This is a genomic window from Isoptericola jiangsuensis (genome assembly GCF_002563715.1).
In the GTDB taxonomy this organism is placed as follows: domain Bacteria; phylum Actinomycetota; class Actinomycetes; order Actinomycetales; family Cellulomonadaceae; genus Isoptericola; species Isoptericola jiangsuensis.
In genome coordinates, this window is sequence record NZ_PDJJ01000001.1 from 807,437 (window position 1) to 819,227 (window position 11,791).

The window sequence follows — 11,791 nt, forward strand, 5'->3', positions numbered from 1 at the left end:
GTCAGGCGGGCAGCAGGTAGCGGCCGGCGTCGTCGGTCTCGGCCAGGCCGTCCTCCACGAGCCCGGCCAGGCAGCGGTCGAGCTGGGGCTGCGGTCCGGCGTCGGCGAGCAGCACGCGGGGCACGGGCTCGTCCGCGCTGCGCAGGGCGGCCATGACACGGCCCCGCACCTGCCGGTCGGTGCCCTCCCAGGACTGGGTGCGGCGCTTGTCGGCGTGCGCGTCGGGCGGGAACCCGGCGAGCCGCCACGCGCAGGACTCCCGCAGGGGGCAGGTGCCGCAGCGCGGGACCCGCGCCGTGCACAGGAGCGCGCCGAGCTCCATGGACGCCGCGGCCCACCGGGCGGCGTCCGCGTCGTCGTCCGGCACGAGGGAGGCGGCGAGGCGTCGTTCGGCCGCCGTGTAGGTCGGGGCGGGCAGGGCGACACCCGTGACGGCCCGGGCCTGCACCCGGCGCACGTTGGTGTCCACCACGACGGAGCGGCGCCCGAACGCGAACGCGCGCACGGCGGCCGCGGTGTACTCCCCGACGCCGGGCAGCGCGCGCAGCGCCTCCTCGTCGTCCGGGACGACGCCGTCGTGCCGCTCGACGACGGCGCGGGCGCAGTCCGCGAGCCGCAGCGCACGACGCGGGTAGCCGAGCCGCCCCCAGGCGCGCAGCACGTCCGCCGTCGGGGCGGCGGCGAGGTCCGCGGGGGTGGGCCAGCGGTCCATCCACTCGCGCCACACGGGCTCCACGCGGACCACGGGCGTCTGCTGCAGCATGACCTCGCTGACGAGCACGCCCCACGGCGTCCGGTCGGGGGCACGCCAGGGCAGGTCGCGGGCGACACCCGCGAACCAGTCGATGACCTGCGCGACGACCTGACCCGGAACCTGCTGCACGGTCGACCATTGTGCCTGCTCGGACGGGGTGCTGGTCTCCCGGCGCGGCGCCGCGGTCGCGCGCGGCGTGCCGCGTAGCGTGGCCGCAGCAGGACCTGTGCGACAAGGCGGGGGCGAGTGGCGGCATCGAAGGACGGACGCGGTTCGACGGGCGGGGGACGACCCTCGGCCCGGTCCACGGCACGCCCGGGGGCCGGGCGTCCCACGGGCGGGACCGCGAAGAGGTCCGCGGCGCCGCGGTCGGGCTCGGGGTCGGGCACGCGGTCCGGCGGGGCCCAGGGCGCCGGCACGTCGGGACGCTCCGGCGCCGCACGCTCGGGGGCCGGTTCCACCCGGTCGACGGGTGCCCGGGGGAGCGCCGGCCAGGGCACGGCCCGGTCCGCCGGGACCGGCGGCACCAGGAAGCCGGCCACGAGCGCCGCGAAGGGCACGTCGGGCAGGAGCACCGCGAAGGGCACGCCCGCGAAGAGCGGGTCCGCGCGGGCCACGACGTCCCGGGGCGGCTCCGCGAAGACCACCGGGGGGCGGACCACCGCGGCCCGGACCTCCGGCGCCCGGTCGGGCGGGTCCGCGCGCACGTCGGCGGCGCGTCCCACGTCCGCCCGGTCCGGGGCGGCCCGCGGCACGGCACGCTCGGGGTCGTCCACGGCCCGCCGCACCGTGACGAGGAACGGGCTCGTCGCACCCGGCGCGACGCCCCGCCCCCGGACCCGGCCCGCGCCGCGGCGTCCCAGCGCCGCCGAGCTGCGGCGTCGGCAGCGCCGCCACCGGCTCACGGCCCTGACGCTGCTGTGCACGGCGCTGCTGCTCGGGCTCGGCACGGCCGCGGGCTACGGCATCGGGCAGGGCGTGCAGTGGGTGCGGGACGTCTGGCCCGACCCCGAGCCCGAGCTCCTCGCCGAGAAGGCCGCCCCGCCGGATCCCCTCGACCTGAGCGGCGTGGCCGAGCCCTGCGCCCCGGAGGCGGTCGGGCTGGAGCTCGCGGGCGGCAGCACCAGCCTCACCCCGGGGGACCCCGTCGACCTGACGCTCACCGTGACGAACCTCGGCCGGGTGCCGTGCCTCGTCGACGCCTCCCCGTCGAACCTGCAGGTCACGGTGACCGACGGCGACGGCGAGCGCGTCTGGTCGTCGGCGGACTGCGCGGGCGACTCCTCGAACCCCGCCCTGCTGGGGCAGGGGGAGACCTGGCAGGTCACGACCCGCTGGAGCGGGTCGACGTCCACCCCGAGGTGCGACGCCAAGCCGTCCGAGGTCGGGGCCGGCACCTACACGCTCACGCCCGCGCTCGACGACGTGAAGGCCGCCGCGGGCGAGCCCGTCACGCTCGCCGTCGCCGCGCCCGCGCCGAAGAAGAACTCCGAGGGTGCGAAGGACGGCGAGGAGGCCGCGGCGGCGGACGGTGGCGACGACGCGGAGGCCACCGACGACGGTGCGAAGGGCGGCGGCGCCGCGAAGGGTGACGACGCGAAGGGTGAGGACGAGCCCGCCGCGGACGAGCCGGGGGCCGGCGGGGCCACCGTCAGCTGACGAGCGGTCAGACGTACCGCTCGAGGATGCTGGACTCGGCCAGGCGCGACAGGCCCTCGCGGACGGCGCGCGCCCGCTGGTCGCCGACGCCCTCGACGCTCATGAGGTCGTCCACGGACGCCGCGAGCAGCTTCTGCAGGCCGCCGAAGTGCAGCACGAGACGGTCGACGATGGACGACGGCAGGCGCGGCACCTTGGACAGCAGGCGGTAGCCGTGCGGGGCGACGGCCGCGTCGAGGGCGGCGCCGGAGCCCGGCAGCGCGAGCACGCGCCCGATCTGCGACAGGTCGAGGAGCTGGGCGGAGTCCAGCACGGCGAGGTCGGCGTGCACGTCGACGACGCCGCGTCCCGAGCGGTCGACGTCCACGTAGTCGCGGACGACGAGGTCGCGGTCCGCGCCGATGCCGCCGATGAGCTCGTCGAGCTGGAGGGCGAGGAGGCGGCCGTCGGTGCCGAGCTCGACGACGTAGCCGTCGATCTCGTCGGAGATGCGGCGCACCATCTCGAGGCGCTGCACGACGGCGCAGACGTCGCGCACGGTGACGAGGTCCTCGATCTCGAGCGCGGACAGCGTGCCGGACACCTCGTCGAGGCGGGAGCGGTACCGCTCCAGCGTGGCGAGGGCCTGGTTGGCGCGGCCGAGGATGGTGTCGGAGTCCTCCAGGACGTGCCGCTGGCTGCCGATGTAGATCGCGACGATCCGCATGGACTGGCTCACCGAGATGACGGGCAGGCCCGTCTGGATGGCGACGCGCTCGGCGGTGCGGTGCCGGGTGCCGGACTCGCTGGTCTCGATCGTGGGGTCGGGCAGCAGCTGCACGGCGGCGCGGCGGATGCGGGTCGCGTCCCGGTCGAGGACGACGGCGCCGTCCATCTTTGACAGCTCGCGCAGGCGGGTCGCGGAGAACTCGACGTCGAGGTGGAAGCCTCCGGAGCAGATCTCCTCGACCGTCTTGTCGTGCCCGAGCACGATGAGCGCGCCGGTGCGTCCTCGCAGGATGCGCTCCAGACCGTCTCGGAGCTCGGTGCCGGGCGCCACGGTGGCGAGGGTCTCCCGGAGCTGGGCGTCGGGGTGCGCGGACGCGGAGGAGGGAGCCACGGGGGCAGTCTACGACGTCGGGGCAGGCCGGCGCCGGGTACGCGCCGGATCCTGGACGGCTTCCGCGAGCTCGACCGCCTCGGCGATGTGGCGGGCCTCGGCCAGCTGCAGCCCGGCCGGAGCCTTCGCGGAGGTGCCCGCGGGGACGACGGCGCGGGTGAACCCGAGCCGGGCGGCCTCGCTGAGGCGGCGGTCGAGGCCCGCGACGGGCCGGATGTCGCCCGCGAGCCCGACCTCGCCGACGGCGATCGTCCCGGCGGGCAGCGCCTCGCCGGTGCGCGCCGACACGATGGCCAGGGCCGTCGCGAGGTCGGCGGCCGGCTCGGTCACGCGCGCACCGCCGATGGTCGAGGCGTACACGTCGCTGTCGGCGAGCCGCAGGCCGGCGTGCCGGTGCAGCACCGCGAGGATCATCGCGAGGCGCTGCGACTCGACGCCGCTCGTGGCGCGGCGCGGGTTCGCCAGCGGCGACGGCGCGACCAGCGACTGGATCTCGAGCGCGAGGGGGCGGCGACCCTCCAGGGTCACCGTCACGCAGGTCCCCGGGACGCCCGCCCCGAGGTGGGAGAGGAACAGCCCGCTCGGGTCGGCCAGGCCCTCGATGCCGGTCTCGGACAGCTCGAAGCAGCCGACCTCGTCGGTGGGCCCGAACCGGTTCTTCACCGCCCGCACCATCCGCAGCCGCGAGTGCCGGTCGCCCTCGAACTGGCAGACGACGTCCACCAGGTGCTCCAGCGTGCGCGGCCCCGCCACCGTCCCGTCCTTGGTGACGTGCCCGACGAGCAGCACCGGCACCTGACGTTCCTTCGCCGCCGCGATGAGCGCGCCTGCGACCTCCCGGACCTGGCTCACGCCGCCCGGGGCGCCGTCGACCTCCGCCGAGGCGATGGTCTGCACCGAGTCGACGACGAGCAGGGCCGGGTCCGCCGCCTCGACGTGCCCGAGCACGGTCGCGAGGTCGGTCTCCGCGGCGAGCAGCAGGGTGGGGGCGAGCGCACCGATCCGCTCCGCGCGCAGCCGCACCTGCCCGGCGGACTCCTCGCCCGTCACGTACAGCACCGTGCGGGGGCGGCCGTCCGCGCCGCGGGCCGCGTTCGACGCCACCGACAGCAGCAGCGTGGACTTGCCGACGCCCGGCTCCCCGGCGAGCAGGACCACCGCACCCGGCACGAGACCGCCGCCCAGCACCCGGTCGAGCTCGTGGACGCCCGTCGGGGTCGCCCGCGCCGAGTCCACGTCGATCTCCGCGATGGGACGGGCGGCCGAGCGCACCGGCGTCACGGCCGTCGTCCGCGGGCCCGCCGAGGCCTGCCCGGCCTCCGTCACGCTGCCCCACTCCTGGCACTCGCCGCACCGGCCCACCCACTTCGCGGTGGTCCAGCCGCACTCGGCGCACCGGTAGGCGGGCTTCGTGGACTTGGAGCGGGCGGCGCGCGTCGTGGTGGTCACGGGCCCACGCTAGGGGCGGGCACCGACACCCGGCGCGGGCGGTGCGCACCGGTGAGGTGGCGCGGCCGGATCGGCGCCGGGCCGCGGACGACACGCCCCGCGACGTGCGCCAGGCCGTAGGCTGCACCGCGACGCAGTCGTCGGAGCGCCGCACGGCCGCAGAGCAGCAGGAGGACGTCCATGGTCGACCAGAAGCCCGGTTACCTCTCCCCGGGATTCCGGACCCCGGGGGACAAGGTGCACCAGAAGAAGAACCGCGCGGCCGTCGTCCGCCGCCGGCGGCTGCTCCTCGTGGGCGCGGCCGTGGCGATCGTCGCCGTCGCCCTCGTGACCGCGCTGGTCTGGCCCGGGTTCGCCCGCCAGGCCGACCCGTTGCCGGAGGTCACCGTGACCGCGCCGCCGCCCACGCCCACCGCGGAGGCCGAACCACTCCCCGAGGGCCCCACCGAGTTCCTGACGTCCCTGCCCGAGACCGTCCTCCAGCTCGTCCGGCTCGACGTCGCCGAGGACGGCGACCGCGTCGACGAGACCGGCGCCGTCGAGGCCTGGACCGTCGTGTACGGGGACGGCTCCGGCACGCAGGTCGACCTCGCCGCCGGGCAGTGGGCCGACGACGACGCCGCGAGCGAGGTCCACGACGTCCTGCTGCAGGCCGCCGGCGAGCCCACGATCAGCGGCGACGTCACCGTCGGCGACGAGGTCGTCGGCACCTACGCCGTCACGCCCGGCGGCACGGCCGGCACCTCCGTGGTGACCTGGCGCAACGGCACCGCCGTGTTCCGGGCCACCGGACCCGACCAGCTCGTCCAGGACTTCTACGAGTCCTTCCCGATGTGACCGAGGAGAACCACGTGAGCACGCAGATCGCCGGGACCAGGGTCGCCTTCCTCGGCACGGGGAACATGGCCGAGGCCGTCCTCGCCGGGGCCCTCGCGTCCGGGCTGGCGCCGACCGACGTCGTCGCGACCGTCCGCCGCGCCGAGCGGGGCGCCGCCCTGGCCGACACCTACGGCGTGGCCACCACCACGGACAACGCCGCCGCCGTCGCCGGGGCGCGGGTCGTCGTCGTCGGGGTCAAGCCGAAGGACGTCGTCGCGCTCCTCGACCTCGTCGCCCCGTCCCTGGAGCCCGGCGCCGTCGTCGTCAGCGTCGCCGCGGGGCTGCCGCTCGCCCTGTACGCCGCGCACCTGCCCGCGGGGCAGCCCGTCGTGCGCACCATGCCCAACACCCCCGCCCAGGTCGGCGCGGGGATCACCGCCGTCGTGCCCGGGCCCACCACGTCCGAGGACGACGTCACGCTCGTCGAAGCGCTGCTCGGCGGCACCGGCGAGACGGTCCGCATCACCGAGAAGGACATCGACGCGTTCGGGGCGCTCGCCGGGTCCGGGCCCGCCTACGTGTTCTACGTCGTGGACGCCATGGCCGAGGCGGGCGTGCTGCTCGGCCTCACCCGCGACGTCGCGCGCCGCCTCGCCGTCCAGACGGTCCTCGGGTCCGGGAAGCTCCTCGCCGAGACGGGGGAGCACCCCGTCGTGCTGCGCGAGAAGGTGTCCTCGCCGGGCGGCACCACCATCCGCGGGCTGCAGAAGCTCGACGAGGGCGGGGTGCGCGCCGCGTTCCTCGCCGCTCTCGCCGCCGCCGACGCCCGTTCGAAGGAGCTCGCGACCGAGCTCGGCTGACGCATGCGTCAGCTCTCCGGCGCCGCCACGCCGGGGACCACCACGAGCGGTCCTTCGTCGGGGGTCGGGACCTCGAACCCGTCGAGGTACGCGACCGCCAGGTCCGGTGGCACCACGACGTCGTCGCCGCCCGTGCCGCGCCGTGCGGCCAGGCGCTCCAGCACGACGTCGCGCGGCGTGTCCATCAGGTGCACGACCACCGGGGCGCCCGTCGGGGCGAGCACGGCCCGGTAGGCGTCCCGCGACGCCCGCGACCAGAACGACGTGTCCACCACGACGTCCCGCCCGGCGCGGACCAGCCGCACCAGCTCGGTGTGCAGGTGCGCGTGCACCTCCGCCGCCGCCTCGGCGTCCAGGGGGTGCGTCCGGTACCCGCGGGCCCACGCCTCGTCGTCGAACGACAGCCGGACGCGACCTGCCCGTTCCAGGCGGCGGGCGTGGGTCGACTTGCCCGACCCGGCGGGCCCGCAGACCAGCACGACCTGCGGCTCGGCGGGCCCGGTCACGGGCGCGCGGAGAACCGCTCCAGCAGGTCCGCGTGGCCCGAGCACACCAGCAGGTCGTTCGAGCTCACGCGCGTCTCCGGCGTGGCGTACGCGAACTCCACGCCCGGCGACTTCACACCGATCACGGTGATGCCGTACTTCCTGCGGATGTCGGACTGCGCCAGCGTGAAGCCCTGCATCTCGCGCGGCGGCCGCATCTTCACGATCGTGAAGCCGTCCTCCACCTCGATGTAGTCCAGCATCTTGCCGCTGACCAGGTGCGCCACGCGGGAGCCCGCGTCCGACTCCGGGTAGACGACGTGGTGGGCGCCGATCCGCGTCAGGATGCGGCCGTGCTCCGCGGAGACCGCCTTCGCCCAGATCTGCGGGAACCCCAGGTCCACGAGGTTGCCGGTGATGAGCACCGACGCCTCCAGCGCCGTGCCGACGCCGACCACGGCGACGCCGAAGTCGTTGACGCCGAGCTGCTCCAGCGCCTCCGGGTTGGACGCGTCCGCCTGCACCAGCGGCAGCCGGCCGGTCCACTGGGCGACCAGGCGGTCGTCCGACTCCACGGCGAGCACGTCCTGGCCCAGCCGGTCCAGCGTCGTCGCCAGGGAGGAGCCGAACCGGCCCAGCCCGATGACGAGCACGCCGGCGTCGCGGTCGGATGCCTTCTTGTCAGCCACTGTCGTCCTCTCGTGTTGCAGCGGAACCGCAGGCTCAGCCGATGATCGGTCGTTCCTCGGGGAAGCGTATGACGCGCCGCCGGTCCCGCAGGGCGAGCGCGCCGAGCACGGAGATCGTGCCGATGCGGCCGAGGTACATCAGGCCGCACAGCCAGAACTTCGCGGCGTCCGGCAGGTCCGGGGTGATGCCGGTGGAGAGCCCGACGGTCGCGAACGCGGAGATGACCTCGAACAGGATGGGCGCCAGGGAGAACTCCGTGAGGCGCACCAGGGCGATGCACGACACCAGGACCATGGTCGCGCCGATGAACACCACGGCGATGGACAGGCGCAGGGTGTCCCGGGGGATGCGCCGGCCGTAGACGTCGATGTCCCGGTCGCCGCGGGCCTCGGCGAGGATGGCGAGCAGCATGACGGCGAGGGTCGTCACCTTGATGCCGCCGGCGGTGGACGCCGACCCGCCGCCGACGAACATCAGGGCGTCGGTGACGAGCCACGTCTCGCCGTGCATCTGCCCGACGTCGAACGTGCTGAACCCGCCCGAGCGCGGCATGACCGACGCGAAGATCGTCGACAGGAACCGGGTGTGCAGGTCCTGCGCGCCGAGCGTCGCGGGGTTGCCCCACTCGAGCGCCCCGATGACGAGCCCGCCCACGACCAGCAGGCCGACGGACGTCGTCAGGGTGAGCTTGGTGTGCAGGGTGATGAGGCGCCGCCAGCGGCGGCCGGCCCGGCGCGCCTGGAGGAGGTTCAGCATGACGGGGAACCCGAGCGAGCCGATGAACACGCCCAGCGCGATCGGGATGACGACGAACCAGTCGGACGCGTGGGGGACCAGGCCCTCGGTGGTGGGCACGAACCCGGCGTTGTTGAACGCCGACACCCCGTAGAACAGGGCGTGCCAGGCGGCGTCCCCCGCGGTCTCGCCGAGCGCGAGGAACCGGGGAAGCAGGATGAGCGCGACGGTGATCTCGATGGACAGGGACACGACGACGATGAGCCGGATGAGCTCGCCGACCTGCCCGAGGCTGGTCGACTTCGTCTCCGACGCGGTGAGGAGCTTCTGCGTGAGCCCGATCCGGCGGGACACCGCCAGCCCCACGAGCGACGCGATGGTCATGACGCCGAGGCCGCCGACCTTGATGCCGAGCAGGATGACGACCCGCCCGTACTCGGACCAGTAGGACCCGGTGTCGACGACGACGAGCCCGGTGACGCACACCGCCGACGTCGCGGTGAACAGGGCGTCCACGAACGGCGCGGACCGGCCCGAGGCCGTGGCCCAGGGCGGCAGGAGCAGGAGCGTGAAGATGCTGACGACGGCGCCGAACACCGTCATGGCGAGGCGGGCGGGGTAGTGGCGGGCGGTGCGGTCCACCCACTCGCGCAGGGTGAGGACGCGGTCGTGCAACGGTCTCGCCACCGGCCGCGCCCTCCCTCGTCTCGTCCCGCAGGCGTGGTGCTCAGCCTGCCACGCGTTCGGCTACCGTGGCGGGATGTCCGTCGCCCGGCTGCTGTGGAGCCCCGAGCTCCTGCGCTACGACTTCGGGGCGGGTCATCCGATGGCTCCCGCCCGTCTCGACCTCACGATGCGGCTCGTGGCCGAGCTCGGCCTGCTGTCGTCGGGAACCCTGGAGGTGGTGGACCCCGCGAGCGCGGACGACGACCTCCTGACGACCGTGCACGACCCGGCCTACGTGGCGGCCGTGCGGCACGCGGCGGCGACCGGCGAGCCGGACCTCGCCCGCGGCCTCGGCACGGAGGACGACCCGGTGTTCCCCGCGATGCACGAGGCGGCCTCCCGCCTGGTGGGCGCGTCGGTGGCCGCCGCGGACGCCGTCTGGTCGGGGCAGGTGCAGCACGCCCTGAACATCGCCGGGGGCATGCACCACGCCCGGCGGGCCGCCGCGTCCGGGTTCTGCATCTACAACGACGCCGCCGCGGCCGTCCGGCGGCTGCTGGACGCGGGCGCCCGGCGGGTGGCGTACGTCGACCTCGACGCCCACCACGGCGACGGCGTGGAGGCGATCTTCTGGGACGACCCGCGCGTCCTGACGTTCTCCGTCCACCAGGACGGCCACACCCTGTTCCCGGGGACCGGCAACCCGTCGGACGCGGGCGGGCGGGGCGCCCCGGGGTCCGCGGTGAACGTGGCGCTGCCGCCGCGCACGGACTCGGCGCGCTGGCTGCGCGCGGTGGACGCGGTGCTGCCCGCCGTGCTGCGCGCGTTCGCGCCGGACGCGATCGTGTCCCAGCACGGCACCGACGCGCACGGCAACGACCCCCTGACGGACCTGTCGGTCGGGATCGACGCGCAGGTCACCGCGGCCCGCTGGGTGCACGAGCTGGCGCACGAGCTCTGCGACGGCCGGTGGGTGGCCCTGGGCGGCGGCGGGTACGCGGTCGTCGACGTGGTGCCGGTGGTCTGGTCGGCGCTCGTCGCTGAGGCGGCGCACGTCCCCCTGGAGCCGGGCACGGAGCTGCCCGCGTCCTGGCGTGACGTGGTCGAGGAGATGTCGGGGCTGGAGGCCGCGCGCACCCTCGGCCGGGGCGAGGTCGAGTGGCGCCGCTGGGCGGACGGCTACGACCCGTCGGACGCGACCGACCGGGCCGTGCTCGCGACCCGCCGGCACACGTTCCCGGAGCTCGGGCTGGACCCGTTCCACGACTGATCCGGCGTCCGGGAGCCCCCGGGACGGGGGCCGACCTGCACCGACGTGGTCGCGTGCCCGGCACCGCCGCGGATCGGGTAGTCTGGGGGACGGATTTTTCCGCGTTGGTCGGCTGTACTTGGACCCAGGGGTACCTGGGCACAGGCTCGTCGGGACCAACCGTGTTCCACCACCGACCAGCATTGTGAGGACCTCATGGGCTCCGTCATCAAGAAGCGCCGCAAGCGCATGGCGAAGAAGAAGCACCGCAAGCTGCTTCGCAAGACGCGTCACCAGCGTCGCAACAAGAAGTGACGTCGTGCCCACCCGCGGGTGGGCGCACGCATCGAGCCCGGACCCCCTCGCGGGGGTGCCGGGCTCGTTCGCGTCCGGGGTGGCTGCGGCCCGCCGCCCGGACGGTGGCGGACGGCGAGGCGGGTCAGCGGCCCTGGAGGCGCTTGCGCAGGCTGCGGCGCGCGGCGCGGACGACGAGGCGGGTCAGCGGCCCTGGAGGCGCTTGCGCAGGCTGCGGCGCGCGGCGCGGACGACGAGCCCGGCCACCCAGGCGGCCCCGGCCCACGACGCGGTGCGCACGCCCCGCCCGGCGGCGCGCTGCCCGCGGCCGCGGAACTCGCGGATCGGCCAGCCGACCTCCTTGGCGAAGCGGCGCAGGCGCGCGTCCGGGTTGATGGGGCACGGGTGCCCCACGGACCGCATCATCGGCAGGTCGTTGAGGGAGTCCCCGTAGGCGTACGACGCGTCCAGGTCGATGCCCTCGCGCTCGGCCAGCTCGCGGACCGCGGCACCCTTCGCCTCGCCGTGCATGAGGTCGCCGATGAGCGCGCCCGTGTAGTAGCCGCCGGAGTGCTCCGCGACGGTGCCCAGGCAGCCGGTCCCGCCGAGCCGGCGCGCGATGAGCCCGCCGATCTCCACCGGCGTGGCGGTGACCAGCCACACCTGGTCGCCGGCGGCGAGGTGCTCGTCGAGGAGCCGCTTGGTGCCGGGGAAGATGCGCAGCGCGAGGACGGTGTCGTAGACCTCCTCGCCGACGGCCGTGACCTCGGCCACGGACCGGCCCGCGATGAGGGACAGGGCGCGGGTGCGCACCGTCTCGATCTGGGACCGCGACTCGCCGAACACCAGGTACTTCGCCTGGATGAGCCCGAACCGCAGCAGGTCCGCGGTCCCGAAGAACCGGCGCTGGTAGAGCGCGCGGGCCAGGTGGAACGAGCTGGCGCCCCGGATGATCGTGTTGTCGACGTCGAAGAATGCCGCTGCGCCGGAGCTCCGAGGGGGCGTGGGGTGAGACGGCATGCCGTCCACTGT

General features: G+C 75.4%; 12 protein-coding genes. 5 read left to right on the forward strand and 7 right to left on the reverse strand.

Translation table 11 applies throughout. From position 1 onward, the window contains the following. Position 1 precedes the first annotated feature (1 nt). A complete protein-coding gene (locus tag ATJ88_RS03645; protein ID WP_245852101.1) occupies positions 2–883 on the reverse strand; it encodes an HhH-GPD family protein in 882 nt (293 codons plus the stop codon). Between the two features lie 660 nt (positions 884–1,543). Between ATJ88_RS03645 and ATJ88_RS18030 the strand changes: the two genes are divergently transcribed. Further along, on the forward strand, positions 1,544–2,413 hold the full coding sequence (locus ATJ88_RS18030; RefSeq protein WP_141538606.1) for a hypothetical protein: 870 nt from the start codon (positions 1,544–1,546) through the stop codon (positions 2,411–2,413). A 7-nt stretch (positions 2,414–2,420) separates the two neighbouring features. On the opposite strand, the gene disA is transcribed toward ATJ88_RS18030, so the two are convergent. Together disA and radA are read right to left on the reverse strand one after the other, a co-directional pair. Then, a complete protein-coding gene (gene disA, locus ATJ88_RS03655; protein WP_098462660.1) occupies positions 2,421–3,512 on the reverse strand; it encodes a DNA integrity scanning diadenylate cyclase DisA in 1,092 nt (363 codons plus the stop codon). A gap of 9 nt (positions 3,513–3,521) precedes the next feature. Continuing rightward, a complete protein-coding gene (radA, locus tag ATJ88_RS03660; protein ID WP_098462661.1) occupies positions 3,522–4,961 on the reverse strand; it encodes a DNA repair protein RadA in 1,440 nt (479 codons plus the stop codon). A gap of 180 nt (positions 4,962–5,141) precedes the next feature. On the opposite strand from radA, the gene ATJ88_RS03670 reads away from it, so the two are divergent. Then, positions 5,142–5,798, forward strand: coding sequence for a hypothetical protein (locus ATJ88_RS03670; RefSeq protein ID WP_098462663.1), 657 nt, complete (start codon positions 5,142–5,144; stop codon positions 5,796–5,798). A 14-nt stretch (positions 5,799–5,812) separates the two neighbouring features. Beyond that, positions 5,813–6,640, forward strand: coding sequence for a pyrroline-5-carboxylate reductase (gene proC, locus ATJ88_RS03675; protein WP_281255225.1), 828 nt, complete (start codon positions 5,813–5,815; stop codon positions 6,638–6,640). An 8-nt stretch (positions 6,641–6,648) separates the two neighbouring features. Here the strand turns inward: proC and ATJ88_RS03680 are convergent, their stop codons facing one another. The 3 genes from ATJ88_RS03680 to ATJ88_RS03690 are packed head-to-tail and all read right to left on the reverse strand — an operon-like array spanning position 6,649 to position 9,237. Then, a complete protein-coding gene (locus ATJ88_RS03680; RefSeq protein WP_211287458.1) occupies positions 6,649–7,146 on the reverse strand; it encodes a P-loop nucleotide/nucleoside kinase family protein in 498 nt (165 codons plus the stop codon). Further along, positions 7,143–7,814 carry a potassium channel family protein gene (locus ATJ88_RS03685; RefSeq protein ID WP_098462664.1) on the reverse strand — a complete coding sequence of 224 codons (672 nt, stop codon included), beginning with the start codon at positions 7,812–7,814 and terminating at the stop codon, positions 7,143–7,145. Before ATJ88_RS03685 ends, ATJ88_RS03680 begins: the two co-directional genes overlap by 4 nt. A 34-nt stretch (positions 7,815–7,848) precedes the next feature. After that, positions 7,849–9,237 carry a TrkH family potassium uptake protein gene (locus tag ATJ88_RS03690; protein WP_245852103.1) on the reverse strand — a complete coding sequence of 463 codons (1,389 nt, stop codon included), beginning with the start codon at positions 9,235–9,237 and terminating at the stop codon, positions 7,849–7,851. Positions 9,238–9,310: 73 nt separating this feature from the next. Here ATJ88_RS03690 and ATJ88_RS03695 point away from each other — a divergent pair, with 73 nt between their 5' ends. Both ATJ88_RS03695 and ATJ88_RS03700 read left to right on the forward strand, forming a co-directional pair. Then, positions 9,311–10,486 (forward strand): acetoin utilization protein AcuC, encoded by a 1,176-nt coding sequence (locus ATJ88_RS03695; RefSeq protein ID WP_098462665.1) that lies wholly within the window; start codon positions 9,311–9,313, stop codon positions 10,484–10,486. 195 nt (positions 10,487–10,681) lie between these two features. After that, positions 10,682–10,780, forward strand: coding sequence for a 30S ribosomal protein bS22 (locus tag ATJ88_RS03700; protein WP_003792170.1), 99 nt, complete (start codon positions 10,682–10,684; stop codon positions 10,778–10,780). A 183-nt stretch (positions 10,781–10,963) separates the two neighbouring features. Here ATJ88_RS03700 and ATJ88_RS03705 read toward each other — a convergent pair whose 3' ends face one another. Beyond that, positions 10,964–11,779 carry an HAD family hydrolase gene (locus tag ATJ88_RS03705; RefSeq protein ID WP_098462666.1) on the reverse strand — a complete coding sequence of 272 codons (816 nt, stop codon included), beginning with the start codon at positions 11,777–11,779 and terminating at the stop codon, positions 10,964–10,966. Between the last annotated feature and the right edge of the window lie 12 nt (positions 11,780–11,791).